Origin of the sequence: Henriciella pelagia, assembly GCF_002088945.1 — a bacterium.
Classification (GTDB): domain Bacteria; phylum Pseudomonadota; class Alphaproteobacteria; order Caulobacterales; family Hyphomonadaceae; genus Henriciella; species Henriciella pelagia.
Window position 1 is genome coordinate 872,749 of sequence record NZ_NCSU01000007.1, and the last position, 25,447, is coordinate 898,195.

Consider the following 25,447-nt stretch of genomic DNA (forward strand, 5'->3'; position numbering starts at 1 on the left):
GGACAATCGGAAACATGGTGCATCTGCTGTCTAGGACCGAGTCCCTGAACATCAGCTGGTTCGCCTCCCTGGCCGAGGCAAGGCGGCTGATCGAGGCGTGGAGGCGCGACTACAATGAGAGCCGGCTTCACATGGCTCACAATGGGCAATCTCCCGGCGAGTTTGCCCGTAACGCCGGCCTATGCCATGGTGGCAAGGTCAAAATCGCCGCTGGATTTTAACACCAAGGCCGGACCACCAAGCCAAGCACGTCATTCAAACCGAGTCGCTTTGGGCCAGGGCGCGCAGTTCAAACTTTTGAATTTTACCCGTCGATGTTTTTGGCAAGGCCTGAAAATTTACGCGGGTGGGACATTTGAAATGGGCGAGCCGCTGCCGGCAGAAGGCAATGATTTCCTCTTCAGTCGCCTCTTTGCCTGGCACGGTTTCGATAAATGCGTATGGAGTTTCACCCCATTTTTCATGGGGCGCAGCGACGACAGCGGCGGCCGATACGGCGGGATGTTTGTACAGTACGCCTTCGACTTCAATACTCGAAATATTCTCGCCGCCGGAAATGATAATATCTTTGGACCGGTCCCGAATTTCAACATAGCCGTCGGGATGGCAGACAGCGAGATCGCCGCTGTGAAAATACCCGCCTGCCAGTGCCTTGTTGGTGGCTTGAGGGTTTTTGAAATACTCCGACATGACAAGGTTTCCGCGGAACATCACTTCGCCGAGCGTTTTTCCGTCCTGCGGCACCGGTTGCATTGTATCCGGATCCATCACAACCATTTCTTCGACCATCGGATAACCGACTCCTTGACGGGCCTTCATTTCCGCTTGCTGGTCAATCGGCAGAGTATTCCATTCCGGTCGCCAGGCGCAAACGGCGCAGGGGCCATAAACCTCCGTCAGTCCATAGGTGTGGGTGATGTCGAATCCGGTTTCTTGCGCCTTTTGAAGCAGCGCTGCGGGTGGCGCCGCGCCCGCGGTCATCACGGCGACGTTGAGCTTCTCGTTCGATTCCTCAGGCGCAGTTGCTGCATCGACTAGCATTCGCACGACGATAGGGGCACCGCATAAATGCGTGACCTGATGTTTCCTGACCAAGTGAAGCAGCATCTCCGGGTCCACGCCGCGAACGCAAACATTGACGCCGCCCTGTAGCGCTATTGTCCAAGGGAAACACCATCCATTGCAGTGAAAAAGGGGCAGGGACCACAAGTAAACCGGAAAATGCGGCATCTGCCATGACAGGGCGTTACCGATCGAATTCAAGTAAGCGCCGCGATGATGCAGCACGACGCCCTTTGGGTCGCCGGTTGTCCCCGAAGTGTAGTTGAGCGCAATCGGATCGCTTTCATCCAGCTCCCACGGCGAAAGCGTTTCACCGGAGCCTGATTTCAGGAAATCCTCATAGGTCTGACTTGCGTAAGACGGCCGCTCGCCAAATGACGGATCATCAATGTCAATGACGAGCATTTCACGCCCGGCTCTGTCTATCGCTTCACCGGCGAGGGTGCGGTAGCGTCTGTCCACAAAGAAAACTTTTGTTTCGGCGTGATTGAGAATGAATGCTATGGCTTCGGCGTCTAGGCGGGTATTAATGGCGTTAATGACCCCGCCTGCCATCGGAATGCCGAAACAAGCTTCGATTGACGCTGGGATATTGTCGGCGATGATTGAGACAGTTTCCTTGCGGTTCAAGCCAGCGGCGCGCAATGCGCTCGCCAGTCGCAGGCACCGGTCGGAGGTTTCGGCCCATGTGCGCCGTTGGGCGCCGTAAACTATAGCCGGCAGATCGGCGTAGACGGCCGCGGTTCGAGTCAGAAAACTGATCGGGGATAATGCGGCAAAATTGGCGGTGGCCGGAAATTCGGCCTCTTTGTCTCGATTGATCATTTTCTGGATTTCCTACGTTAAGTTTCTCAAGCGACCGGTTGAAAGATCGCTCACGCCTGCAAAAAAGTTTGTTGACATAGTTTGCCGCCTATTCTAAATTAATCAAGCGCTCAGTTAAGAATTTGGCACCTACCGGACGAGACAACCATTTTTCCGGTCCTGAGATCAGGAGGCGAAGGCATGATAAAACAAACAGATACTTCGAAATCCCCGCGGTATGATGAGTTGATAACCGACGCACGGGTTCACTCATCGCTCTATACGGATGAGAAAGTTTTTGAGGACGAACTGAATAGGATCTTTCGGATGGGCTGGGTGTTCATCTGTCACGATTCTGAGATTCCGACCGCTGGGGACTTTGTGAGACGCAATGTCGGGCGGGAGCCGGTGTTCGCCATCCGGTCGCGCGATGACGAAATTTCCGTCATTGTGAATCGCTGCGCGCATCGCGGCAACATCATCTGTCAGGAAGACAAAGGGAACAGGAAGGCGCTCGTATGTCAGTATCACGGCTGGGCTTATGACACCAAAGGCGCTCTTGTCGATGTCCCGTATCCTGGAGGATTCAAAGGGGATTTCTCCTGTCATGGGCTTGAGAGGCTTCCGCTTGTTGATAGTTACCAAGGCTTTGTTTTTGCGTCATTCAATGAGAATGCGCCGCCCCTGCTGGATCATCTGGGGCGCGCGACAGAACTGATAGACCGGGCTGTTGAAATGTCGCCCGTCGGGCGCATTCGGCTTTCGGGGGGGTGGGTTCAGCACCAGCTGAACTGCAACTGGAAAATGCTGCCGGAGAACGACACCGACGGTTATCATGTCAACTTCGTGCATCCGTCATTTGCGCAGGCGATTCGCTCAAATTATGATGAGGCGGTGCTTGATGACGAGGAGAGCCTGAAGTCGCTGGCGAAAGACTGGGGTAACGGCCACACAGAGCTGTTTTTCTCACCGTCATATACGAGGCCGTTGGAGTGGTTTGGTTGTGCAGAAGACCGCCACCCGGCTTACACTAAAGCGATGCTGGACGCGTATGGCGAGCAAAAGGGTGGCCGCATTTTGAGGGATGGGCCGCCTCATGCGGTCATCTTCCCGAATCTGTTTCTTGGCGAAATGAATATAGTGCGTTTCGAGCCGGTCGCGCCGGGGGTTTGTCTTCATGTTCATACTCCGATGTATCTCGAAGGGGTTGAGGATGACGTCAATAGACGAATATTGCGCCAATCCGAGGGTGCTCTCGGGCCGACTGCCTTCTTGCTCGCCGACGACTGCGTTATTGCTGAGCGCGCTCAGAGCGCTCTCCAGGGTAAGGGGGGATGGCTTGACCTCAGTCGCGGCGCTGAGCGGGAAGTCGTGGAGGATGACGGGGTAATTTCCAGCCATCTTACCGACGAGACTCCAAACCGCGGTTTCTGGCGTCACTACCGAAGAATTATGCAGCCGGGGTCGCCGACATCCGACGTAGGCGCTGTCGCATAGATGGGAACTGCTCAGCAATCGGATTGTAAATTAAAAAAGGGCGTGGCGTGGATATGATTTCCGTGGAAGATCGACTTGAAATTGAGGCGTTTTTGTTCAAGGAGGCGCGACTAGCTGATGAGTCGCGCTATTCGGAGTGGGAAGCGCTTGTCGATGACGATATGCACTATTGGGTTCCCTTGCGGGAGTCTCAGGATCCGGATTCTGATCAGGTTTCCTTATTAAACGACAATCGTACGCGCCTGGCTACGCGCATCCGCCAATTGAACACTGGTGTGCGCCATGCGCAATTGCCCCCGTCGCGCATGCGCCGCTCGATTGCAAATATCGAGATAGAAGAACTGGGAGCTGACGAATATGCCGTTGGGGCAAATGTCGTTCTCTATGAGTTCCGCAGGCAGGCGACAAAAGAACTTGAGGTCTGGCCTGCGCGTGTTGAGTACAAGCTCAGGCGGAAAGATGGCGAACTGAAGATGTTCAGAAAGCATATCTTTTTGCTGAATTCAGAAGGTTCCGTCCGCGGATTGTCTTTTATCATTTGAGTGCGCGAAAGGTTAAATGATTAGACATGAATGTGGTCAGGAAGCGTTCTGCGGCATCGGCTATCATTGGGCTTGGTGAAAGTACGTTTTCGCGCAAGCCGGATAAGACGGCACGCGCGCATGCGGTTGAAGCTTGTCTCGACGCAGTCTCAGACGCTGGTCTCAAGATGGCTGAGATTGACGGCTTGTTGCTGAACAGGAGCCCGATCGAAGCCAGTAGCGTGCTGCCCCTACACCTGAAACGGGATATCGGTCTTGGCGACCTTTCTTTGTTGGCTTCAGTCGAGGCCGAAGGCAGTTCCGCCATACAGATGATCCAGTATGCCGCGTTGGCGATTGATGCCGGAATGGCAGAAAAAGTTTTATGCGTCTTCGCTGATGCGCCAGTAGGAGCGACCGGAGGGGGTGACGCCTATTCGATCTCCATGAATTTGGTTGGGCTTGACGGTTGGGATGAGCGTCATGGTCTGATCGGCGCCACAGGGGGCTTTGCGCTTTCAGTGCAGCGTTATTTTCATCTGTATGGGGCCGACAGCAATGCGCTCTATGAGGCGGCGGCGGCGGACCGAGAATGGGCGGCGCTCAATCCCAAGGCGTTTCTACGCAAGCCACTCGATAAGGAGGAATATTTCGCCTCGCGCTGGATAGTAGAGCCCTTGCGCTTGTTCGATTGCGCTTACCCGGTAAATGGCGCTGTAGCTGTTATTGTTTCGGGCGCAGAAAGCGCTGCCGACGGGCCAAATTCGCCTGTATACGTTCATGGTTTTGGGCAGGGCCATTCTGGAGCCCGGAATTTCGCGGGTGCTGAGCCGGAAATTCAGACTGGAGCCGGGATTGCCGGCCGTAATCTGTTCGGAGGGCTTGGAATCACCCCGGGAGCTTGCGACTTTTGTGAATTTTACAATCCTTTCAGCATCACGACGATTCTTGCGCTCGAAGGATATGGCTTCTGCAAACCTGGCGAGGGCGTGGACTTCATTGCGGGTCGCGCAACACGACCGGGAGGCGCATTGCCGACAAATACAGGCGGCGGCCATCTGTCATCCTATTACCTTCAGGGCATGACGCCGGTTCATGAGGCGATTGTGCAGATCAGAAGGTGCGGCGGCGAGCGCCAAGTGCCGTCTAACAATCTTGGTCTCGTAACGGGATTCGGCGGGCGAATGGAGTATCATTCCGCCATGACTGTCAGTCCGCATAGGGAAATTTAATCAATGGGGAGCCGACTTGACGATACACCGACCAAAGACCTCGACCCTGTCGTAAGCGAAATTCTGCGGCGGGCGGAAGCGGGAGAATTGTGCTGCTTGTCCTGCGCTGCAGGATGCGGCGCAACCGACTACGCAGCGCGCATTTGTCCATCATGCGGCAATCCGGTTGAGTTGCGTCCGGTATCCGGGCGTGGCCGAATCCATTCCTATTCGGTCTTTCACACGCAGTACCATTCGAAGTTGCCTGCGCCCTACACAGTGCTTCTTGTGGAGTTAGATGAAGGCCCCCGATTGGCGGCGGTATTCGATGGAGAGGGCGGGCCGCCACAAAAGGTCGGTGATGCGGTCGTGTTCTCCGGGGCGGTCAATGGCATCGTTCGATTCTCAATGGCATGAAAAAATGATGGGTCGCAATAGACTCGGGAGGAACTGATGGAACTACAAGTGATAAGCAATTCGAAAGACGGAAGCCGTTCGGCGGAGAGCATGCGTGCGTCTCGTAGCGACCAGGAAATTCTGCCGCGCGATCTCGTCAGGCGCACTGGGTTAAACAATCCAAATAAAGTCGCCTATGTCTGTGGTGATCGGTCTGCGAGCTGGGGTGAAATGCATGCGAAATCCGATCGACTCAGTGCTGCTCTCTTGGCGAACGGAGTTGCAGTCGGCGACGCCGTCGGGATCATGGCGCCGGAATGTATTGAAGTATACGAACATTTTTTCGCCTGTATGAAGATCGGCGCAATACGCGTTGGCGTAAATCGTCGATTTGTGGATGCGGAATTGCGACACGTCTTCGTTGATTCCGGCATGAAATGTCTCTTCGTGCATGCGTCATGCGGCGAATTGTTGAAAAATGTTCGGGAGGACTTGAAGTCCCTGAAAATCTTGACCGTCGGTTTCGGTGGCGAACACGATTTCGATGTCGATCTTGAAGCTATTCTCGATGATGTCGTCGTGCGTCCAGAGTTGCCACCTCTGTCGGGCTGTGACCCGCTAATGTACAGTTATACGTCGGGTACGACGGGTTCGCCAAAAGGGGCGGTGTTAACGCACAGAGCGGTTACATCGACAATTCTTCATGCGTTGGCGGAGTTCGGTTTCGTGCGCGACGACCGGTTTTTCCTGCCGACAGGAAACGCTTGGGTCGCAGTGGTGCTCGCATTCCTTGGTCTCGGCAACGGCATGACTCACATCATTGCAGATGGCGATTATGATCGGTCGACTTTCTTCGATATCGTCAAGGACCAGAACGCGACAGTGTTTCTGCTCGCGCCCACGATGTTGAACTGGGCGCTTGAGGATAACCGGAAAACGCCATTTGACCTCTCTTCGGTGCGGCTCATCATTTATGGGTCTTCGCCAGCAACGCCCACGCTTATCAAGCGGGTGCACGAAACTTTCGCCAAAGACATGATCAATGTTTATGCGCTTACAGAGACTACATGGGGCGGCGTGACGTTTTTGTCGCCGGAGGATCACCGCCGCGCATTGACGGATAAACCAGAACTGCTGAAGTCAGTCGGTCGAGTCGCTTCGCATTTTGAGATTTCAATCCGTGACGAAGACGGTGAGCCCGTCGAGACTGGCGAGCCCGGTGAGATCTGGCTGCGCGGACCGACGATTATGGCACATTATTTGAACCTCCCGGAACAGACCGAAGAGGTCCTGCGCGAAGGATGGTTGCGCACCAATGATGTCGGCCGCCTTGATGAGGATGGATATGTCTACCTCCTCGATCGCCAAAAATTCATGATTGTTTCAGGTGGGGTCAATGTTTATCCTGCTGCCGTTGAAGCTATCCTTGTAAAGCATCCAGGCGTCGCAGACGTTTGTGTGGTCGGCGTTCCTCATCCGGAATGGGGAGAAGCAGTGGTCGCTGTGGTCCGGAAAGACGAGGGCCATGAAAATCTTGCTGGCGGCGACTTGATCGAATTTTGTCGCGACAAACTCAACCGTCCTTCAACCCCGAAGCACTTTGTTTTTGTGGAAGATGATTTTCCCCGGACTACGAACTTCAAGGTCCGCAAAAAGGAAGTGCAGGCTTATGTCATGAGCGATGAAGGCGGTCTGCCCTGGGATTGCAGTGAAGGCGCCGGGTGATCGAGCAAATGTTATTCAGCAAGGAAGCTCTGGTTGGTTGTTATGACAGCGCATAACGGGATCATGACGACGCGCCGCAATATTGATTTTCGCGCTGCGCATGTTTGCGTTGAGGCTGCAGTGACGCATGGATTGCGGATTGGCGTGCCGGTTGCAGCGGCGGTGGTTGACGGTTCGGCGCGCCTGACTGCGTTTCTTCGTTCCGGTGGCGCGTTTGTCCGGTCGACAGATATAGCGGTGAACAAAGCGGAGACGGCGGCGGGATTCCGGCTGGAAACGGGCGCGCTCTACGGGATGGTAAAGGACAATGCGGCCGTTCTTGAGGGCTTGCGGTCGCTGCCGGGTGCGGCGCTTTTCGGCGGTGGCGTTCCGATCACGTTTGCGAATGAAGTGATCGGCGCGATCGGCGTTTCGGGCGGTTCTGAAGATCAGGATATTGAATGCGCAAGAGTCGGCATTGTAGCGATAGAAGCGCTTCTGGCTGGCAAATCGCAGGATTTGGGAAATGAACGAGGCCCGGCTGATGAGTGAGCTTCAGGAATTTTTGCATTTTATAGACGGGTCCTATCGGCCAAGTGTATCCGGGAAGACGTTTCCGGTTGTGGCTCCGGCGACCGGCGAAATTTACGCCGTGGCGCATGAGGGCGGCGAAGTGGAAGTGAACGCCGCGGTGTCGGCGGCGCGGTCTGCGTTAAACGACACATGGGGCGCTTTGAGCATTGCGGACCGTACGGAACTGATCAGTTCGGTTGCGGATGAAATCAACGCGCGGTTTGACGACTTTCTGGAAGCGGAAATCATCGACACTGGCAAGCCGAAATCGCTTGCGTCGCATATCGACATTCCACGCGGCGCGGCGAATTTCAAAATGTTTGCCGACACGATCCGGACGATTTCGGGGGAAGCGTTCGAGACATCGACGCCCGACGGCGCGGGCGCGATCAATTATTCCGTACGCAAGCCGCGCGGCGTGATTGCGGTTATTTGTCCGTGGAATTTTCCACTATTGCTGATGACGTGGAAAGTGGGGCCGGCACTGGCTTGCGGCAATACGGTTGTCGTAAAACCGTCGGAGGAAACGCCAGCGACCGCTACGTTGCTCGGCGAGGTGATGAATAAGGCGGGAATGCCAAAGGGTGTCTACAATGTTGTTCACGGATTTGGGCCGGACTCGGCTGGCGAATTCCTGACGTCTCACCCTGGTGTCGACGGCATTACCTTCACGGGAGAGACGCGCACCGGCGAGGCGATCATGAAAGCTGCGGGAACAGGCGTGCGTCCGGTGTCGCTGGAACTTGGCGGCAAGAACTCGGCGATTGTGTTTGCAGATGCTAATCTCGACAAGGCGATCGAAGGGACCATGCGCTCAGTCTTCGCCAATTGTGGTCAGGTTTGTCTTGGTACGGAGCGTGTGTATATCGAGCGGCCTATTTTTGATGAGTTCGTCAAACGCCTCAAGGAGAGCGCCGAAGCCCTGAAAATCGGCGGTCCTTGTGAAGAAGAGGTGAGCCTCGGGCCGCTCATTAGCGCCGAACACCGGGAAAAAGTCCTGTCGTATTACGCGCTGGCGAGAGAAGAGGGCGCGACGGTTCTTACCGGCGGCGGAAAAGCTGCTACGAGCGGGCTTTCCCGAGGCGGATTTTATGTGGAACCGACTATCTGGACGGGTTTGTCAGACGAGTCCCGTGTGATGCGGGAGGAGATATTCGGTCCCTGCTGTGCGGTGACTCCATTTGACAGTGAAGAAGAAGTTATCGCGCGAGCGAATAACACAAAATACGGCCTTACGGCGTCGGTGTGGACCGACAATGTCACAAGAGCGCATCGTGTGGCGCGCCGGCTAGAGGTGGGCGTTTGCTGGGTGAACAGCTGGTTCCTGCGGGATTTGCGGACAGCATTCGGAGGCGCGAAGGCCTCTGGGGTTGGTCGCGAGGGCGGCGTGCATTCGCTCGAATTCTACACTGAGCTTGAAAATATCTGCGTGAAGTTATGAACGGACGTAATCGATGACGGACAGCATACGAACTGCGGCGGATCGGCTTTGGCGCGCCGCGGAGTCAAAAGAGCCCTGCAAGCCGGTGCGCGATTTGATCGGAGACCTTGAGATTGAGGCGGCGTATAAGGTTCAAGAGATCAACACGGCACGTCGGCTACAGTCCGGACGCCGACTTGTCGGGCGTAAGACGGGGCTGACGGCGAAGACAGTGCAATCTCAGCTCGGTGTTGAGCAACCCGATTACGGGATGCTGTTTGACGACATGGACATGCCGCTAGGATCGGAAATCTCAGCCGCTGCTGTGATGCAGCCGAAAGTCGAAGCCGAAATTGCCTTCATCATGGGCGATGATCTAGATGATGAACGACTAACCGCCGCGGATGTTACTGCATCGGTTGCGTATGCGGTGGCGGCGATCGAAATTGTCGGCAGCCGGGTGAGGGACTGGGACATCCGGATCCACGACACCATTGCTGACAATGCGTCGAGCGGAGTGTTTGTGCTGGGCGATGCGCCGCGCCGCCTTTCCGAGATCGATTTGCGGCTGTGCGGAATGGTGATGGAGCGGCGGGGCGAACCGGTTTCAGTCGGAGCGGGCGTCGCGTGCCTAGGCAGTCCGCTGACGGCGTGTCTGTGGCTGGCGAAGGTCATGGCACGCGTTGGACGCCCGTTAAGCAAGGGCGATATTGTGCTGACCGGGGCCCTGGGTCCTATGGCCAGTGTGGAAGCAGGCGATGCGGTGACGGCGCGGATCAATGGGCTTGGTTCGGTCACGGCGTTTTTTACGGACTGACAGGAAAGGCGAGTTGAATGGCAGGTAAAGTGAAATGCGCGATTGTCGGGTCCGGAAATATCGGCACCGATCTGATGATTAAGATAATGCGTACGTCGGATGTCTTGGAGATAGGTGCCATGGTAGGCATCGATCCGGATTCTGACGGACTGGAGCGGGCGAGGAAGCTGGGCGTTGCGGCGACCCATGAAGGCATGGATGGTCTCGTGAGGATGCCGGTGTGGAAGGACATTGAGGTTGTGTTCGACGCCACGTCGGCAAAGGCGCATGAATATCACAACGAGCTTTGTAAGCGCGACGGCAAGCGGATGGTGGACCTCACGCCGGCGGCGATCGGCCCTTACTGCATTCCCGTGGTGAACGCCGAGGAGCATCTCGACAAACAGAATGTCAATATGGTGACGTGCGGCGGTCAGGCGACGATCCCTATTGTACATGCGGTGCGGCGGGTGTCGCAAAGCGTTCCCTATGCGGAGATTGTAGCGTCGGTCGCTTCGAAGTCGGCGGGGCCGGGCACGCGGGCGAATATCGATGAATTCACCGAGACGACGGCGAAAGGCGTTGAGGTGTTGGGCGGCGCCGAGCATGGCAAGGCAATCATTATTCTCAATCCGGCCGAGCCGCCCCTTATTATGCGCGACACAGTTTACGCGTTTTCGGTCGGCGGCGAGGAAGAGGAGATCGAGAAGTCGGTCGAAGATATGGTTGCGGCGGTACAGCAATATGTTCCGGGCTATCGCCTCAAGCAGAAGGTGCAGTTTGAGCGCTTCGGGGGCAACCACAAGCTGAAGATTCCGGAGCTTGGCGAATATGAAGGCGTCAAGGTGACGGTGTTCCTGGAGGTGGAAGGGGCCGCCCATTACCTGCCTGCCTATGCGGGCAATTTGGACATCATGACCTCGGCGGGCCTGACAATAGGGGAACGCATGGTGAAGCATCTGACGGAGGCGGTAGCGTGAGTGGGTTGATCAAGGATCCGACAAAGGAAAAAATTTATGTGCAGGATGTAACCCTGCGAGACGGCATGCATGCGATCCGCCACCTTTACGGCATCGATCATGTGGCAAAAATTGCAAAGGCGCTGGATGAGGCCGGGGTTGATGCGATCGAGATCGCCCATGGTGACGGCGTTCGCGGGTCGAGCTTCAATTACGGGTTCGGTGCTCATACGGACTGGGAATGGATCGAGGCTGTCGCCGACGCAGTCGACCGTGCCGTGGTGACGACGCTGATCCTACCGGGCATCTGCACGATCACCGATCTGAAGCGGGCCTATGAGCTTGGCGTGCGTTCGGTGAGGGTGGCGACCCATTGCACGGAGGCCGACGTCGCCCGCCAGCATATCGGCGCGGCGCGTGATCTTGGCATGGACACCATCGGCTTTTTGATGATGAGCCATATGGTCGAGCCGGAAAAGCTCGCCGAGCAGGCGCTTTTAATGGAAAGCTACGGCGCGCAATGCGTTTATGTGACCGATTCCGGCGGCGCGCTTGATATGGACGGATACGCGGCGCGGTTCGAGGCCTACAACAAGGTCCTCAAGGACGAGACCGAGCGGGGCGTGCACGCCCACCACAATCTGTCGCTCGGCGTCGCCAACTCAATCGTCGCGGTGCAGAAGGGCGCCCGGCGGGTTGACGCCTCGCTGGCGGGCATGGGCGCGGGCGCGGGCAATGCGCCGCTGGAAGTCTTTGTTGCGGCGGCTGAACGCAAGGGCTGGAACACCGGTTGCGACGTCTTCAAGCTGATGGATGCGGCCGAAGATCTGGTGCGCCCATTGCAGGACCGTCCGGTGCGGGTCGACCGGGAGACCCTGATGCTCGGTTATGCGGGCGTTTATTCGAGCTTCCTGCGTCATTCGGAAAAAGCGGCGGAAGAATACGGCGTCGACGTGCGCGACATCCTTGTCGAGCTGGGGCGTCGCGGCATGGTCGGCGGCCAGGAGGACATGATCGTCGATGTCGCGCTCGATATCCTGAAAGAGCGAGAGCAGGCGGGAGCGGCGTAGATGGCTGGTCTTGAGGAACTGGCCGTGATTGTCGACGAGGCGCAGCGCGCGGCGCGCGCGATCCCGCAATTGACCAAAGACCATCCGGACCTGTCGGTGTCGGACGCTTATGCGATCCAGGCCCTGTCGGTGGCGCGGCGGATCGCGCGCGGCGAGAAGCGCATCGGCATCAAGATGGGTCTGACCAGCCGCGCGAAGATGATCCAGGTCGGCGTCGAGGAAGCGGCCTGGGGACGGTTGACCGACGCGATGCTGCTGGAGGAGGGCGGCGTCCTGAAAAAATCCGCTTTCGTGCATCCGCGGCTTGAGCCGGAAATCGTCTTCCTCCTGAAGAAACGGCTCTCGGGCAAGGTGTCCGCGTTGGAGGCGATGGCGGCGGTTGAGGCGGTCGCGCCGGCGATGGAGGTGATCGACAGCCGTTACGAGAACTTCAAGTTCGCACTGCCGGACGTTGTCGCCGACAACACTTCGTCGTCGGGGCTCGTGATCGGCGCCTGGCGATCGCCGGAAATTGACGTCTCCAATCTCGGCATGGTGCTGTCCGTGAACGGACGGCCGAAAGAGATCGGTTCGTCTGCGGCTATCCTCGGCCACCCATTGCGCTCGCTTGTGGCGGCCGCACGCATGAGCGCGGAATGGGGCGAGGCGCTGGAGCCCGGCCATATCGTCATGGCCGGAGGGGCGACGGCGGCGCATCCCGCCAGCGTCGGAGAGACGGTCAGCCTTGAGGTGCAAAATCTCGGCTGCGTCTCGATCAATGTGGAGGCGTAAGGTCTGTGCCGATTATTGACGTCACCATGCTTGAAGGACGCCCGCCCGAAAAGAAAGCGGCATTAATCCGTGAGCTGACCGATGCGGCTGTGCGCGCGATTGATGCGCCGATCCAGTCCGTGCGCGTCATTATCAGGGAAGTGCCACCTGAACACTTTGCCGCCGCGGGCGTTTCGAAAGCGGAAGAACGCGCAAAACTAGCAAGCGGCGATTCAAAAGGATAGAAAAATGAGTCACAATCCCGAAATCGGCAAGTCCATTGACGCTGGCGGCGTTAAGACCAATTATCATGATCTGGGCGAGGGGCGCCCGGTGATCCTGATTCACGGCTCGGGGCCTGGCGTGACGGCCTGGGCGAACTGGCGGCTCAACCTGCCGGTGCTATCGGAGCGCGTGCGTGCAATTGCGCCGGACATGCTGGGCTTCGGCTACACAGAACGGCCGGCGGATGGCGTTTACAATATGGAGCGTTGGCGCGGGCATCTGATGGATCTTGCCGACGCCCTAGGCATTCAGGAATTTGATATTATCGGCAACTCATTCGGCGGTGCGCTCGCGCTCTCCATGGCGGTTCATCATCCGGATCGCGTCCGGCGCATGGTGTTGATGGGGGCAGCCGGCCTTGAATTCGAGCTGACTGAGGCGCTCGACAAAGTGTGGGGTTATGAGCCGTCGGTAGAGGCGATGCGCGAGATGCTCGATATCTTTGCCTATGACAACTCGCTCGTCTCAGACGAGCTTGCCGAAATGCGCTACCGGGCGAGCATCCAGCCCGGCTTTCAAGAGGCCTTTAGCGCCATGTTCCCGGCACCGCGCCAACAGCACATCACGGCGCTTTCAACGCCGGAAAAAGAAATTGCGAAGATCGCCTGCCCAACGCTGATCCTACACGGGCGTGAAGACCGTGTTCTGCCGATGAGCAACAGCCTGCGGCTGTTCGAACTCATCAGGACGTCCGAAGTACACCTGTTCGGCAAATGCGGCCATTGGATCCAAATCGAGCACAAGGACCGGTTCAATCTCCTGGTCTCTGACTTCCTGGCGAGGGAGTGACGGCGGTTTTGGCTGATCTTGCGTCTCTTCCTCCGGCTAGCTGATGGAATACGGATATCGTGACTGACACTACAATCAACATCGACGTACTGATAGTAGGTACCGGCCATGCGGGGGCACAAGCTGCGTTGATGCTGCGCAAACTTGGATATGCCGGCGCGGTTGCGCTGGTGGGGGCGGAGGCAGATCCTCCCTATGAGCGTCCGCCCCTATCCAAGGCCTATCTCGCAGGCGAGGAGCCGTTCGAGCGCATGATGATGCGCCCGAAGGAAGCATGGACCGAACTGAATATCGAGCTGCTTTCCGGGCGCAAGATCGTCGCGGTTGATCCTGCGATGCATGAAGCCCGCTGTGAGAGTGGCGAGAGGATTACTTACGGCAAGATGATCTGGGCGGCTGGTGGCGCGCCGCGACGGCTACCGACAAAAGGGGGCGACCTTGCCGGGGTACATGTCATCCGCACGCGTGCGGATGTGGAGGCTATCCGGGCCGAGCTCGAAAGGGCTCGGGACATCGTCATCATTGGCGGCGGGTATATCGGCCTCGAAGCGGCGTCGGTGCTGGTCGGCATGGGCGCGCGCGTCGTGGTCCTCGAAGCCCAGGAGCGGCTGCTGGCGCGGGTGGCGGGACCGGCGCTGTCTGCTTTCTATGAGAAGGAGCATCTCGGGCACGGCGTCGACATCCGGCTCGGCGCAAAGATCGAAGCGATCATTGAGAAGGGCGGCCGCCCTTCGGGAGTGCGCCTTGCCGGAGGAACTGATGTGCCGGCGGACCTCGTGATCGTTGGGATCGGTATTGCTCCGGAAGTCGAGCCATTGATCGCGGCCGGGGCCGAAGAGGCGCTAGGTGGTGTGAAAGTCGATGAATTTTGCCGTACGAGCCTACCGGACATTTACGCTGCGGGCGATTGCGCCGCGCACGCGAACCGCTACGCTGGCGGCGCGGTTATCCGTCTTGAATCTGTGCAGAACGCGCATGATCAGGCGGCTGTGGCGGCTGCTTCGATCGCAGGGGCTGCGAAACCCTACGACGCCGTTCCCTGGTTTTGGTCCGATCAGTACGACCTCAAACTGCAGACTGCCGGCCTTTCGAACGGCCATGACAAAGCGGTGCTGCGCGGTGACCCAGACAGCCGTTCCTTCTCCATTGTTTATCTGAGGGACGACCGTGTCATCGCCCTCGATTGCGTCAACGCCACTCGCGATTACGCACAAGGTCGACGTCTCGTCGCCACTGGCGGTGTCTGCGACCTTGAAACCATCGGCGACCCAGGCTCGCCTCTATTTAAACCTACCGTTAGAAAAGGGTAGCTAAGACGAATGTTGTTAAAAACGACACTCGCATCGAAAACTTTGAATTTGTCGCTACATATCAAGACTTTAAACGATCAGGTGTTTTGAAGCTTTCCGCAACTTGTGCTTTTTCACTTTTCGACAATTTGAAGTTTGACAAAACTGCCCGGGAAAAGCTGCTCTTAGGATAATGCTCAAAACCAGCTGAGCCTTGAAGTACCAAAAATGTCGGCCCATCGTTTGTGATAGGACCGACACTGAAATGGAGTTGAAGCATGGGGAAAAGAGCGAAACCTGTAGAGATCATTGCAAAGCTACGCGAAGTAGAGGTGCGCTTTGGCTCGGGCGGGAAGAATGCGCGGGCTATGCGTATCACCGGGGCGACAGAGCCAACATTCCATTGCGGGCGCAAGGAGTATGGCGACTTGGGTGTAGCCGAGCCAGACGGATGAAGGAGGTCGAGAACGCTCGTTTGCGACGGGCTGTATCTGTTCTAAGACTGAATAATCAAATCCTTGAGGCGGTTGTCCGGGAAGAGTACTAAGCCCTTAACGTAAACGCGTTGCGGTCGATCCAGTAGTGGACAAGCTCGGTGTCTACCTGCGCCGTGCTTGCATCGTGGTTGGCCAACATTGCGTACCACGCATAGACGCGAGAAGACATCCCGGCGTGTTAAGGGCGCCTTGGCAGCGGCTGTCACCACTCTGACCGACCCGGTTGGATCGAATTGGCCATCACCGGATTTCAGCCTCGCTCCGTGAAGCATGGTCGCGCTATCTTATGATGTATCTTGGTAATGGCCGGTCTCCTCTTCAGTTACGGTCGGAAAATCACCTTAAGAGCTCTGAGGGCCCGGTCATGACCGCCCGCCTAAATATATGAAGCAGGTGACCAGTGGTTCTCGTTACCATGATTTCGAAACAGTTACTCCGTACAAAGCCGGTTCAGTCAGAAAGACATTGCTATAAAGTCCAGGGCTGTCGTCCTGCAAATAGGCTCCCGTTATCACCTCTTCGTCAAACAGGTTTTTGGCAAAAGCTGTGATTTGGAAGCCGGTGTCATCATTCGCCAAGACAAGAGAAAGATTGACATTTTCCCAGCTGGAAATCTCGTCGCGCGGAACGTTCCAGATACGAGCATAGCTCTCCGCTTGATAGTAATAATCACCGCGGATTGTCAGATCCCAGCTACTATTACCAATAGATGGAAAAGTATACTCCGCTGCCAAGTTTAGCGTAGTATCCGGAGCACCCGGCAGATTGTTGTCGCTGAGGTTTTTGTTGACGCCGTCGAATGGCGTCAATGCGCCGATTGTGCGGAGTGATCCGTCCCCATCGACATAGGACACATCTCCCAGCCCAAAAGTCGCCTCCTGACCTGCAAAACTGCCAAGACACAGCCCAGCAGTAGAGCCCGCGTCAAGTTGCCCAGCCGCGATTGCGCCTAAAATCGTTGCATACCCTTCTGCGGAAACAGCGCAGTTCGAATAGCTTGCCGCGTTCTTCAGAACCACGAAATCGGAGTTACCGGCCGTGCGATCAAGGACGTCAATCGCAAAAACATCAACCAGCTTAGATTCGAGCAAACCGAGATTTGCAGACAACAGCCAGTTACTTCCGGGCGCCCAAAGATATTCAATCTCCAGGCCGTACACCTCAGCATCGACATTGAAATTCACCGATGAGCGGTTGATCACCTGAGTGATCTGGTAATCCGTATAGTCATAATAGAAGCCTGCGAGATTAAGTTGCTGTGTGTCTCCTGCGAACCGATTTTTGGTTCCAATTTCGTATGCATTGATGAACTCTGGTTCAAAAGTTGACGGGAATGCGTTGGCATTTTCCGAAGGCTGCGGTGGGTTTATGCCGCCTCCCTTGTAACCGCGGGAGTAAAAGCCATACAGAAGCGTATCATCTGTGAACGACAAATCCGGTGTCCAATCAAATCCGGCGCGCCCTGTAACCTCTTCAAATTCAACCTCGAAAATTCCGTCGACATTTCCGTCCAGGTTCGTCTCTGTCGCCGGATCCGGAACCGGAGCTAATGGATCCGCGCGGACGACATCAGGCGTGAAGAGATAGGTCGGAATGTTCTTTTGCGACTTTTCATCCTTCGTGTAGCGCAATCCGAGCGTGAAGGTCAGTTCATCATTTATATCATAATATGCTTCCCCGAAGAGCGCTGTCGACTGCAACTCATAAGGGGAAACTGTCCGAAAGTAATTTCGTCCCAAGCCGTTGAGTGAATTGAGGATATTTGAGTCGCCATCCACATTGGACTCATCAAGGCTTGCAGGGAATGGAACTCCCGGAATCACTGGTGGTCCACCAGCTGCAAGTGATGCGTTGTGTAATTGCAGCAGACCGGTAAGGGCATTGCTTATGAAGTAGTATCCATCGATTACATCGTCATTGCCCGCCTCATAGTCCATATAGATGGCGCCGAGATTGAAATTCAGCGGGCCACTAAAATCCGACTGCAGACGCAGTTCTTGCGTAAAGGCCTCTGTTGTTTCACCGGATGGATCCGCCACCGTATAAATGTTCGAGGGGCCGATCTGCGGGTCATTGACGACGCCGCCGGGGAAAACTGAATTGTAGAGATCGACTTGCGGATTTATCCCTGGTGGAATTGCTGACAAGTCATTGAAGGTGATTGTGGGCTCGACTTTTGAGACATCCTCAACAGAGAAAACAGATGTTTCATTGAAGCTCGACAATGAAGTCAATTTCAGGACATCATTGATGTCCCATGACAGACTAAGTGTCCACAAATCCTGTTCGGCTTTGTAGAACGGATCGAATCCTGCCGCAATAGTTCGCAAATCCTGAATGGCTGGTGCGGTAAATGCATCTCCATTGAGCAGCCCAACCCGAACAGCTAGCCCACCCGCGAGCGTCGCGACCGAATTCACCGTATCGCGCGACTCGTCAAGAGGCGCACTTAGACAGCCCTGAGAGGTGAAAATCTGATCATCGAAGGCGATGGGAATGCCCGCAAAACTAGTGTCTAGAGGGTCTTTCCGGCAAAGCTGCTTGCCCGAGCGAAGACGCGTATCCTCTTCTTCGAAATGTTCATATAATAGCCACCCACTAAATGAGTCTGTCGGCTCAAATCCAAGAGTGGCGCGGACTGACCACAAGTCCCGGTCGTCAATATCGTTGCCGGTGACTATATTATCAACGTACCCGTCGCGTTGCGTGAGAGATCCGGCAACTCGGAGGGCAACCCGTTCTCCTACGGGCAAATTGACCATGCCGTTAGCTTTTACGGAATTATAGTTCCCGTAAGTCAGCGCGGCGTCTGCCTGGAATTCTTCGAAAACCGGCTTGGCGGTGATCAAGTTGAACACGCCTCCATTAGCGTTTCGGCCATAGAGCGTTCCTTGTGGCCCACGGAGGATTTCGACCCTCTCAGTGTCAAAGAATTCCGATTCGAACAGTCTGTTTGATTGGAGAGGGACGTCGTTCTGATGTATGCCTACCCCAGCATCGCCGGACGTTGCTACGACATCGACTCCTATGCCCCTGATTTTGAGGTTGAATCCGGTAAATTGTCCTTTGGTGAACGACAGGTTCGGCACAGCTTTTGTCAGATCTGGACCACCAGTTAACTGGAGTCTGTCAATTGCCTCTTCATCAAAAGCAGAAACAGCAATTGGTACGTCCTGCAGTGACTCTGAAGTTTTCTGAGTCGTAACAACGACCGACTGCAGCGTTCTCACATTGTCTTCTTCTTGAGCTTGTGCCGCTAGCGCAATGCTCGAAACCGATGCTGTTGTGTATAGAAACGCCACCCAAGCTGATCGCACAAAAATCATATTTACCTCCCTTTATCGCGTCCGTCTGTTGCGGATTCGTAATTGTTGTATGGTATCATACCATATTTAAGCAAACAAATTCGGTAGGTCGAGCATATTTTAGTATGCAAGCATACAGTATGGACATGCTGATAAATTTGATGTACTAACGTTGGGAACAGGTAGTCGACTGCATCCCTGTTGCTTTTTCTGAGTGGTGGAATGTCAATTTTTGTCGTCCCGGCGAAGTGAAAACTGTGTTACGTCGTCAGGAAGGCATCCTCCCAACATTCCACGACTTCGGGAGACTTGCTGGCTAGATTAATCTAGCCAGCATTTTTTTGTGCTCTGACCATATCGGTTGAATATTGAACCGCACGAAGCCAGACTGAACTTTTAGCTAAGGCAAGGGTCTGGTTGAGATGGTCCGAGAGAAAATTGAAGACTTTGCCGACAGTAATTTTTTGGGTGACGAGCGAATTGAGCTGGCTTTTCTGCTAGGCGATGTCACGCGTGAGCTTCGGCGTCGCTTCGATGTGGATATGGCAGCATTGAAACTTACGCGCGCTCAATGGAGGGCGATGCTGTATGTTTTTCGACTTTCTAACCCTACGCAAACTAGATTGGCGGAGATAATGGAGTTGGGTCGAGCCTCAGTTGGAGCTCTGATAGACCAACTGGAGCGAAGTGGATATGTATCCCGGGTCGCGGATAACGAAGATCGTCGTGTGTGGAGAATTGTGCCTTCTGCGTTGGCAAACTCCCGAAAAGCAGAGATCGACCGGGCCGGAAGGCATGTTGCTGCTGAGTTGTTTGCAGATTTCGAGGAGAAAGATCTAAAAGATCTCCGTCGATGTCTTGAGAAGCTAATTTCAGGCGCAAAGGGGGACGGGGGGCTTGCCGATTAGTGACCCAGCCCCGTGTTCCGGGCCGTTCATTCGGAGAGTCTGTTCGTCTTTCTTTGTGTTGGCAGGTTTGAGGTCAAGGCCCGGCGAGCGGAGCCACCGCGACGCTCAAGCGAGCCGGGCCGGTGTCTGCGGTGGTGAGCGGCATAGGTTAGCGGAGCAAGGCCGCCGAGTGCGCTGTGAGGCCGTGTCGTGTTGTAATCGATCCGCCAGGCTTCGGTGATGCGCGGGGCGTCACCGAGACTGTCGAAGATGTGCTCATTCAGGCACTCGTCGCGCAGCCGGCCATTGAAGCGCTCGACGAAGACATTCTGTGTCGGCTTTCCCGGCACGATGTAGTGCCCCTCGATGTCGGCGGCGCGCACCCATCTCAGGATCGCATGACTGGTCAGTTCCGTCCTATTGTCGGAGACGATCATCTTCGGAGCACCCCGATGGGCGATAAGCCTGGACAGTTCCTTGGCGACCCGCACGCCGGACAGGGGCTCATCGACGAGCATGGTCAGGGCTTCCCGGGTGAAGTCGTCGACAACACAGAGCGTTCGGAAGCGGCGGCCATCGCTGAGGGCATCCGACACGAAGTCCAGGCTCCATCGTTCATTTGCCTGTTCCGGCAGGAGTATGGGTGGGCGCGTGCCTGTCGCCTGTTTCCGTCCGCGGCGTTGTTTCACGGCCAGTCCCTCCTCGGCATAGATGCGGTAGATCTTCTTGTTATTGGCGCTGAGACCTTCGCGACCCAGCAGGATGCCGAGCCTTCGATAGCCGAACCGGCGGCGTTCACCGGCCGGCTCTCGCAGCCTCTGGCGCAGCGTCTCGTCTCCGCCATCGCGTTTGTCATACTGGAAGGTGGACCGATCGAGATCGGCCAGCCGACAGGCCCGACGCTCCGACAGGCCATGCACTTCCATTACGTGGTGTATGGCCTTGCGCTTCGCATCGGGCGTCAGAAGTTTTTTGTCGCCAGGTCCTTCAGGGCGGCATTGTCCAGCATCGCATCGGCGAGGAGACGCTTCAGCTTCGAGCTCTTCTCCTCCAGCGTCTTCAGCCGCCGGGGCTCCGACACGGTCATGCCGCCGAACTTCGCCTTATACTTGTAGAAGGTCGCATCCGAGATGCCGTACTTGCGGCAGATATCGGCTGTCTTCACGCCGTCGGTCGGGGAATCGATTTTCGCGATTTCTTATCCTCCCAACAACGCTCCCGGGGCATCCCGATGATCTGCCCTTCGGAAAATCGTGATTTGCGCATCTGTCATCCTCTACGTGTCGAGGACTCTGCAAATTCATGGCCGGAATTTACGGGGCTCGGTCAACCTGGCAAAGGGCGCTCCGTGGTAACCCTGGTAACTTTTTACAACTTTACCTAGAAATGCATATCAAGATGAGGCAAAATAAATACCTCTTTTACAAGGATTTTTCAAACCTCAGCAATTCGAATCGATCTCTGAAATCGATTCCTAATCTGTAGGTCGCGCGTTCGAATCGTGCCGGGGTCGCCACTTGTTCGTGACTACCGCATCACCTCAGGAAGCGGGTCGGTATCGGCATCCTCGTGCTGGATGATCACTTTGGCGCCGAGTTCCGCCGCTTTCGCTTCGAACGCCTCCATGGATGCGAGCGTATCGGCCTCATTCGTATTGAACTGTGGCACGCGCTTCAGCGTGCGGCTGGCGCTCATATGCCAGAGGTCGCCTGTCAGCATGACGGGGCCGGTCTCGGGCAGGTTCACGAGCAGGGAGGAATGGCCGGGCGTGTGGCCCGGTGTCTGGAAGATGATGACCGACCCATCGCCGAAGACATCGTAATTGTCCGGAATGAGCTGGTATTCGAGCCTCTCGAAAGCCGGGAACTGGTTTGATGAGTCGGCGCCGTCGGCAGAGGGTTCGGCTTCGTCGGGGGTCTCGTCAGAGACTTCCGGTTCGGGGAACATGTAGTCATATTCCCGCTGGTTCACGAGCCAGAGCGAGCCGTCGATCAGGTCGGCCTGTCCGACATGGTCGAAATGACTGTGCGAAACGGCGAGATATTCGATGTCGGACATGGCCAGACCGAGATCAGCAAGCTGGTCGGCAATGGTGCGGTCGAGAGAGACGGTGAAAACGCCGGTCGTCTGCTCATCCTGGCTGGTCAGGATACCCGGAAGGCCGAGGTCCCAGAGAAGGTCGCCATCGGGATGCCGGATCAGCCAGCAGGTCACATCGAACGTGTCGGTCTGACCGGCATAATCTCCGGCCGTGGAGAAAATGTCGAGATCGGAGACATAGACTGATCCGCAGTCGAGCTTGATCAGCTGTATGCTTTCGACGGTGCCGCCGGCGCTCGCTGATGCAGGCGGCGCAGGCGTGCCGGGTTCGGACGCCGGCGGGGTTTCTGCGTCCTTAGCCGGCGCGTCGGTTGAGCCGGAGCAGCTAGCAAGTCCGATTGCAATGGCGCCCATTGCAGCGAGTGCAATATTTTTCATGTTTTCGACCTTGATGTTCGCGAGACTGAATACGCCGATCCTCAGGATTTGGAAAGTGTGCGCCCGTCGGGATTGATTGTACGGTAGAAGCACGCTTCCCGCCCCGTATGACAGGCCGGGCCGTCCTTTCGGACCTTCATGACGACGGCGTCCTGATCGCAATCGACGCGGATTTCCACGATGCGCTGGAGACTGTCAGATGTCTCGCCTTTCACCCAGAGCTTCTGACGTGATCGCGACCAATAGGTTGCAAGCCCCGTCTCGATCGATTGTTGCAGAGCCTTATCATTCATCCAGGCAAGCATCAGGACTTCGCCGGTGTCGGCGTCCTGTGACACAGCGGCGATGAGGCCATCTGCATCGAATTTCGGGCGCAGCTCATCTGTTTCGTCCTGGTCCTTGCCGGAAAGCGGCGGAAAAAACTCTGTCATGTCTGAAGATCCTAGATGATGCCGCGTTTGCGCAGCGCCTCAATTTCGACCGGGGTCTTGCCGAGGCCGGAGAGAATTTTCTCAGTGTGCTCTCCCAGCTCCGGGGCCGGCAGGGTTGCCCGTCCCGGCGTTTGAGAAAGCTTGGGGAATACGCCCTGCATCGGCACGTCGCCCATCACCGGATGCACCATCCGGATTATCGCTTTGCGGGCCTTGATGTGGGCGTCTTCCAGCATTTCCCGTGCTCGATTGACGGGGCCGCAGGGCACGCCGTGCTTCTCGCAGGCCAGCAGCACTTCGGCTACGGTGCGCTGGCGCGTCCATGCGGTGATCCTGTCGTCAAGCTCGGCCTGGTTTTCGCCGCGGGCATCATGCGTTGCATAGCGCTCATCGCTCGCCCAGTCGGCGCCGCACATCTCTGCCAGGCGACGGAAGGGACCGTCCTGATTGGCCCCGATGATCACGATGCCATCCTTGCAGGGGTAGACGCCGGAAGGCGCGACCTTGGGAAGGATGGGACCGCTGCGCTCGCGGGTGTGGCCGGCAATGGCATATTCGGGGATGAGGCCTTCAATGAAGGCCATGACCGTTTCATAGATGGCCGCATCGACAATCTGACCCTTTCCGGATCGCTCGCGGGCGTACAGCGCCATCATCGTGCCGAGTGCAGCGAAGGTTCCGGTCATGGTGTCGCCCAGCGACACGCCCGCGCGTGACGGCAACCGGTCAGGCTCGCCAATCAGGTAGCGCAGGCCGCCCTTTGCTTCGCCGACACTGGCATATCCGGCCTTGTGACTTTCCGGTCCTGTCTGTCCATAGCCAGAAACGCGTGTGATGATGAGGCGCGGATTGATCGCGTGCAGAACATCGGGGCCGATGCCCCAGCGCTCGAGCGTGCCGGGGCGAAAATTTTCCACCAGGACATCGGCCGTCGCGGCGAGGTCCTTCAGGATGTTCTGGCCTTCCGGCTCGCGCAGGTTCAGCGTCAGCGACGTCTTGTTGCGTCCGATAATGGGCCAATACAGGCCGATACCATTCTTCTTGGCTGCGCCCCAGCCTCGCGCCGGGTCCGGCATTCCGGGCGCTTCGACCTTGATGATTTCCGCACCAAAGTCTCCAAGCAGCTGCGCGCCGAATGGCCCTGCGATGAGCTGGCCGAGTTCAATGACGCGTATTCCCGACAGGGGAGGAGGAACGGATGGATCAGGCATGCGCTGTCTTAAGAACAACCGATAAGAGGACGCAAGACATGTCGGACTGGATAGAGACAAGTTGGTCAGCTCTGGGCATGGTCCTGATCAGCGCGCTGGCTGTATATGCCTGGATCATTGTTCTGACCCGGATTTCAGGGCTGCGCAGCTTCTCGAAAATGAGCGGCTTTGACTTTGCACTGACGGTTGCAACCGGCTCTGTGGCTGGCGCGATCTTCATCGCGAAGGACCCGCCTCTCATGCAGGGTCTGTTTGCTCTTCTTGTGCTCTTTTCGATGCAGATGGCCGTCGCGGCGATCAGGCGGCGCAGCGCCATGGTGGAAAAGCTCGTCGACAACCGGCCTCGGCTGATCATGTGGCAGGGCGAAATGATCGACACCCAGATGAGGCGGGCAAAGATCACGAGAGCGGACCTCATCGCCAAATTGCGAGAAGCAAACGTCACCAGTCCCGGGCAGATTCACGCCGTCGTCGCAGAAACGACCGGCGATGTTTCGGTTCTGCATGGCCATGGCGATGTCGCCCTGAGCTGCGCCATACTGGGCGACGTAATTGGTATCGAGCCTTATCGCCACCTTCTCAAGGACTGACCGGGCCCGTCAGCTCATGAGTTTCCCCGACGACGCTGCTGACAGTGCGGGCGCCTTTGCGCTACTTTCGAACACGACATAAACGCGAAGGAGGACGCATGGCCCAGTACAATGAGATCCGGACAGAAGTGAGCAACGGTGTGCTCACAATCGTGCTCAACCGGCCTGACCGGCTGAACGCATGGACAAATGTGATGGAAGCCGAGGTCCAGCAAGCCGTTCGCGCGGCGGGGGTGGATGAGTCTATCAGGGTCATCGTTGTAACTGGCGAAGGACGCGGGTTCTGCGCGGGCGCTGACATGGCCGGGCTACAATCCATACAGGACAAAGGCGAGGCCAGGGAAGAAGCTGGAGCCGATCGTTCAAATCCGATCGAAGACATCTATCCTGGACGTTTCGGCTATCTCTATGCGTGTCCGAAGCCGATCGTGGCAGCGATCAATGGCGCGTGCGCCGGCATCGGCTTGATCTTTGCGCTGTATGCGGATCTTCGCTATTGTGCGGAGGAGGCCAAGTTCACGACAGCATTCGCGCAGCGCGGACTGATCGCCGAGCACGGGATCGCCTGGCTGCTACCGCGTCTCATTGGTGAGGCGAATGCGCTCGATCTCCTGTTCACGGCCCGCAAGTTTGACGGCAAGGAGGCCGCAAGCCTTGGACTGGTCAATGCGGCCTATCCGGTGGCAGAACTGATGAGCAAGGTGAATGACGTCACACAGCACCTTGCAACGCAGGTCTCTCCGCGCTCAGTGGCGATCATGAAGCGCCAGATTCGCGAAACGTATTTTCAGAGCTTCGAGCAAAGCCTCGATGTCGCAAACCGCGAAATGGAAGAGAGCTTCGGCACGTTCGATTTCAAGGAGGGCGTCGACAGTTTCGTCGAGCGTCGCCCCCCCGCCTTTCAGGGGCGCTAGGCAGGAGA

General features: G+C 56.6%; 22 protein-coding genes and 2 pseudogenes. 18 read left to right on the plus strand and 6 right to left on the minus strand.

Going from position 1 to position 25,447, the window contains the following annotated elements:
- Positions 1–32: 32 nt before the first annotated feature.
- Positions 33–221 (plus strand): annotated as a pseudogene (locus B8746_RS07050) (integrase core domain-containing protein); the annotation flags it as partial.
- Positions 222–255: 34 nt separating this feature from the next.
- On the opposite strand, the gene B8746_RS07055 reads toward B8746_RS07050, so the two are convergent.
- A complete protein-coding gene (locus B8746_RS07055; RefSeq protein ID WP_084392901.1) occupies positions 256–1,887 on the minus strand; it encodes an AMP-binding protein in 1,632 nt (543 codons plus the stop codon).
- Positions 1,888–2,067: 180 nt separating this feature from the next.
- Between B8746_RS07055 and B8746_RS07060 the strand changes: the two genes are divergently transcribed.
- From B8746_RS07060 to B8746_RS07125, 14 genes are read left to right on the plus strand one after another with little or no spacing between them, the layout of a single operon-like run.
- A complete protein-coding gene (locus B8746_RS07060) occupies positions 2,068–3,363 on the plus strand; it encodes an aromatic ring-hydroxylating oxygenase subunit alpha (protein WP_084392902.1) in 1,296 nt (431 codons plus the stop codon).
- Positions 3,364–3,416: 53 nt separating this feature from the next.
- Entirely contained in the window at positions 3,417–3,905 is a 489-nt protein-coding gene (locus tag B8746_RS07065) for an aromatic-ring-hydroxylating dioxygenase subunit beta (protein WP_233124060.1), read from the plus strand.
- A 26-nt stretch (positions 3,906–3,931) separates the two neighbouring features.
- On the plus strand, positions 3,932–5,116 hold the full coding sequence (locus tag B8746_RS07070; RefSeq protein WP_084392904.1) for a thiolase family protein: 1,185 nt from the start codon (positions 3,932–3,934) through the stop codon (positions 5,114–5,116).
- Positions 5,117–5,119: 3 nt separating this feature from the next.
- Positions 5,120–5,512 (plus strand): Zn-ribbon domain-containing OB-fold protein, encoded by a 393-nt coding sequence (locus B8746_RS17590; protein WP_084392905.1) that lies wholly within the window; start codon positions 5,120–5,122, stop codon positions 5,510–5,512.
- Positions 5,513–5,548: 36 nt separating this feature from the next.
- Positions 5,549–7,216, plus strand: a complete 1,668-nt coding sequence (locus B8746_RS07080; protein WP_084392906.1) for a class I adenylate-forming enzyme family protein — start codon at positions 5,549–5,551, stop codon at positions 7,214–7,216.
- A 42-nt stretch (positions 7,217–7,258) separates the two neighbouring features.
- Positions 7,259–7,747 (plus strand): GlcG/HbpS family heme-binding protein, encoded by a 489-nt coding sequence (locus B8746_RS07085; RefSeq protein WP_233124062.1) that lies wholly within the window; start codon positions 7,259–7,261, stop codon positions 7,745–7,747.
- Positions 7,722–9,209, plus strand: coding sequence for a 2-hydroxymuconic semialdehyde dehydrogenase (locus B8746_RS07090; RefSeq protein WP_233124011.1), 1,488 nt, complete (start codon positions 7,722–7,724; stop codon positions 9,207–9,209). The genes B8746_RS07085 and B8746_RS07090 overlap by 26 nt, the downstream gene beginning before the upstream one ends.
- Before the next feature lie 13 nt (positions 9,210–9,222).
- The gene (locus tag B8746_RS07095) at positions 9,223–10,005 is read left to right on the plus strand and encodes a 2-keto-4-pentenoate hydratase (RefSeq protein WP_084392907.1); all 783 of its coding nucleotides are present in this window, start codon (positions 9,223–9,225) and stop codon (positions 10,003–10,005) included.
- Positions 10,006–10,022: 17 nt separating this feature from the next.
- Complete coding sequence (locus tag B8746_RS07100) at positions 10,023–10,964, plus strand: acetaldehyde dehydrogenase (acetylating) (protein ID WP_084392908.1); 942 nt, start codon at positions 10,023–10,025, stop codon at positions 10,962–10,964.
- Positions 10,965–10,969: 5 nt separating this feature from the next.
- Positions 10,970–12,013: a 4-hydroxy-2-oxovalerate aldolase gene (gene dmpG, locus B8746_RS07105; RefSeq protein WP_095380836.1), complete on the plus strand. Its 1,044-nt coding sequence runs from the start codon at positions 10,970–10,972 to the stop codon at positions 12,011–12,013.
- Entirely contained in the window at positions 12,014–12,784 is a 771-nt protein-coding gene (locus B8746_RS07110; RefSeq protein ID WP_084392909.1) for a 2-keto-4-pentenoate hydratase, read from the plus strand. It abuts the gene before it with no gap.
- Between the two features lie 5 nt (positions 12,785–12,789).
- Positions 12,790–13,008 carry a tautomerase family protein gene (locus tag B8746_RS07115; RefSeq protein ID WP_084392910.1) on the plus strand — a complete coding sequence of 73 codons (219 nt, stop codon included), beginning with the start codon at positions 12,790–12,792 and terminating at the stop codon, positions 13,006–13,008.
- Positions 13,009–13,012: 4 nt separating this feature from the next.
- On the plus strand, positions 13,013–13,837 hold the full coding sequence (locus B8746_RS07120) for an alpha/beta fold hydrolase (protein WP_084392911.1): 825 nt from the start codon (positions 13,013–13,015) through the stop codon (positions 13,835–13,837).
- A 59-nt stretch (positions 13,838–13,896) separates the two neighbouring features.
- Positions 13,897–15,147 (plus strand): NAD(P)/FAD-dependent oxidoreductase, encoded by a 1,251-nt coding sequence (locus tag B8746_RS07125; RefSeq protein ID WP_198943709.1) that lies wholly within the window; start codon positions 13,897–13,899, stop codon positions 15,145–15,147.
- A gap of 886 nt (positions 15,148–16,033) precedes the next feature.
- Here the strand turns inward: B8746_RS07125 and B8746_RS07130 are convergent.
- Positions 16,034–18,949, minus strand: a complete 2,916-nt coding sequence (locus B8746_RS07130; protein WP_084392912.1) for a TonB-dependent receptor — start codon at positions 18,947–18,949, stop codon at positions 16,034–16,036.
- A 401-nt stretch (positions 18,950–19,350) separates the two neighbouring features.
- Here B8746_RS07130 and B8746_RS07135 point away from each other — a divergent pair, with 401 nt between their 5' ends.
- Positions 19,351–19,836, plus strand: a complete 486-nt coding sequence (locus B8746_RS07135) for a MarR family winged helix-turn-helix transcriptional regulator (RefSeq protein ID WP_084392913.1) — start codon at positions 19,351–19,353, stop codon at positions 19,834–19,836.
- 26 nt (positions 19,837–19,862) lie between these two features.
- Here the strand turns inward: B8746_RS07135 and B8746_RS07140 are convergent.
- The 4 genes and pseudogenes from B8746_RS07140 to B8746_RS07155 all read right to left on the minus strand — a co-directional run bounded on the left by B8746_RS07140 (position 19,863) and on the right by B8746_RS07155 (position 23,935).
- Positions 19,863–21,081: pseudogene (locus B8746_RS07140) on the minus strand (IS3 family transposase).
- Between the two features lie 261 nt (positions 21,082–21,342).
- Entirely contained in the window at positions 21,343–22,293 is a 951-nt protein-coding gene (locus B8746_RS07145) for an N-acyl homoserine lactonase family protein (protein ID WP_084392914.1), read from the minus strand.
- Positions 22,294–22,334: 41 nt separating this feature from the next.
- Positions 22,335–22,724, minus strand: a complete 390-nt coding sequence (gene hisI / locus B8746_RS07150) for a phosphoribosyl-AMP cyclohydrolase (protein ID WP_084392915.1) — start codon at positions 22,722–22,724, stop codon at positions 22,335–22,337.
- Positions 22,725–22,735: 11 nt separating this feature from the next.
- Complete coding sequence (locus B8746_RS07155; protein ID WP_084392916.1) at positions 22,736–23,935, minus strand: CaiB/BaiF CoA transferase family protein; 1,200 nt, start codon at positions 23,933–23,935, stop codon at positions 22,736–22,738.
- Between the two features lie 38 nt (positions 23,936–23,973).
- Here B8746_RS07155 and B8746_RS07160 point away from each other — a divergent pair, with 38 nt between their 5' ends.
- Positions 23,974–24,525, plus strand: coding sequence for a DUF421 domain-containing protein (locus tag B8746_RS07160; RefSeq protein WP_158084557.1), 552 nt, complete (start codon positions 23,974–23,976; stop codon positions 24,523–24,525).
- Between the two features lie 98 nt (positions 24,526–24,623).
- Positions 24,624–25,439 (plus strand): enoyl-CoA hydratase, encoded by an 816-nt coding sequence (locus B8746_RS07165; protein WP_084392917.1) that lies wholly within the window; start codon positions 24,624–24,626, stop codon positions 25,437–25,439.
- The last annotated feature ends 8 nt before the right edge of the window (positions 25,440–25,447 follow it).

Bases quoted from the DNA above. Each gene is read 5' to 3' on its own strand.
- B8746_RS07055 (WP_084392901.1), bottom strand. From the start codon at position 1,887: ATGATCAATCGAGACAAAGAGGCCGAATTTCCGGCCACCGCCAATTTT.
- B8746_RS07060 (WP_084392902.1), top strand. From the start codon at position 2,068: ATGATAAAACAAACAGATACTTCGAAATCCCCGCGGTATGATGAGTTG.
- B8746_RS07065 (WP_233124060.1), top strand. From the start codon at position 3,417: ATGATTTCCGTGGAAGATCGACTTGAAATTGAGGCGTTTTTGTTCAAG.
- B8746_RS07070 (WP_084392904.1), top strand. From the start codon at position 3,932: ATGAATGTGGTCAGGAAGCGTTCTGCGGCATCGGCTATCATTGGGCTT.
- B8746_RS17590 (WP_084392905.1), top strand. From the start codon at position 5,120: ATGGGGAGCCGACTTGACGATACACCGACCAAAGACCTCGACCCTGTC.
- B8746_RS07080 (WP_084392906.1), top strand. From the start codon at position 5,549: ATGGAACTACAAGTGATAAGCAATTCGAAAGACGGAAGCCGTTCGGCG.
- B8746_RS07085 (WP_233124062.1), top strand. From the start codon at position 7,259: ATGACAGCGCATAACGGGATCATGACGACGCGCCGCAATATTGATTTT.
- B8746_RS07090 (WP_233124011.1), top strand. From the start codon at position 7,722: ATGAACGAGGCCCGGCTGATGAGTGAGCTTCAGGAATTTTTGCATTTT.
- B8746_RS07095 (WP_084392907.1), top strand. From the start codon at position 9,223: ATGACGGACAGCATACGAACTGCGGCGGATCGGCTTTGGCGCGCCGCG.
- B8746_RS07100 (WP_084392908.1), top strand. From the start codon at position 10,023: ATGGCAGGTAAAGTGAAATGCGCGATTGTCGGGTCCGGAAATATCGGC.
- B8746_RS07110 (WP_084392909.1), top strand. From the start codon at position 12,014: ATGGCTGGTCTTGAGGAACTGGCCGTGATTGTCGACGAGGCGCAGCGC.
- B8746_RS07120 (WP_084392911.1), top strand. From the start codon at position 13,013: ATGAGTCACAATCCCGAAATCGGCAAGTCCATTGACGCTGGCGGCGTT.
- B8746_RS07130 (WP_084392912.1), bottom strand. From the start codon at position 18,949: ATGATTTTTGTGCGATCAGCTTGGGTGGCGTTTCTATACACAACAGCA.
- B8746_RS07135 (WP_084392913.1), top strand. From the start codon at position 19,351: ATGGTCCGAGAGAAAATTGAAGACTTTGCCGACAGTAATTTTTTGGGT.
- B8746_RS07145 (WP_084392914.1), bottom strand. From the start codon at position 22,293: ATGAAAAATATTGCACTCGCTGCAATGGGCGCCATTGCAATCGGACTT.
- hisI (WP_084392915.1), bottom strand. From the start codon at position 22,724: ATGACAGAGTTTTTTCCGCCGCTTTCCGGCAAGGACCAGGACGAAACA.
- B8746_RS07155 (WP_084392916.1), bottom strand. From the start codon at position 23,935: ATGCCTGATCCATCCGTTCCTCCTCCCCTGTCGGGAATACGCGTCATT.
- B8746_RS07160 (WP_158084557.1), top strand. From the start codon at position 23,974: ATGTCGGACTGGATAGAGACAAGTTGGTCAGCTCTGGGCATGGTCCTG.
- B8746_RS07165 (WP_084392917.1), top strand. From the start codon at position 24,624: ATGGCCCAGTACAATGAGATCCGGACAGAAGTGAGCAACGGTGTGCTC.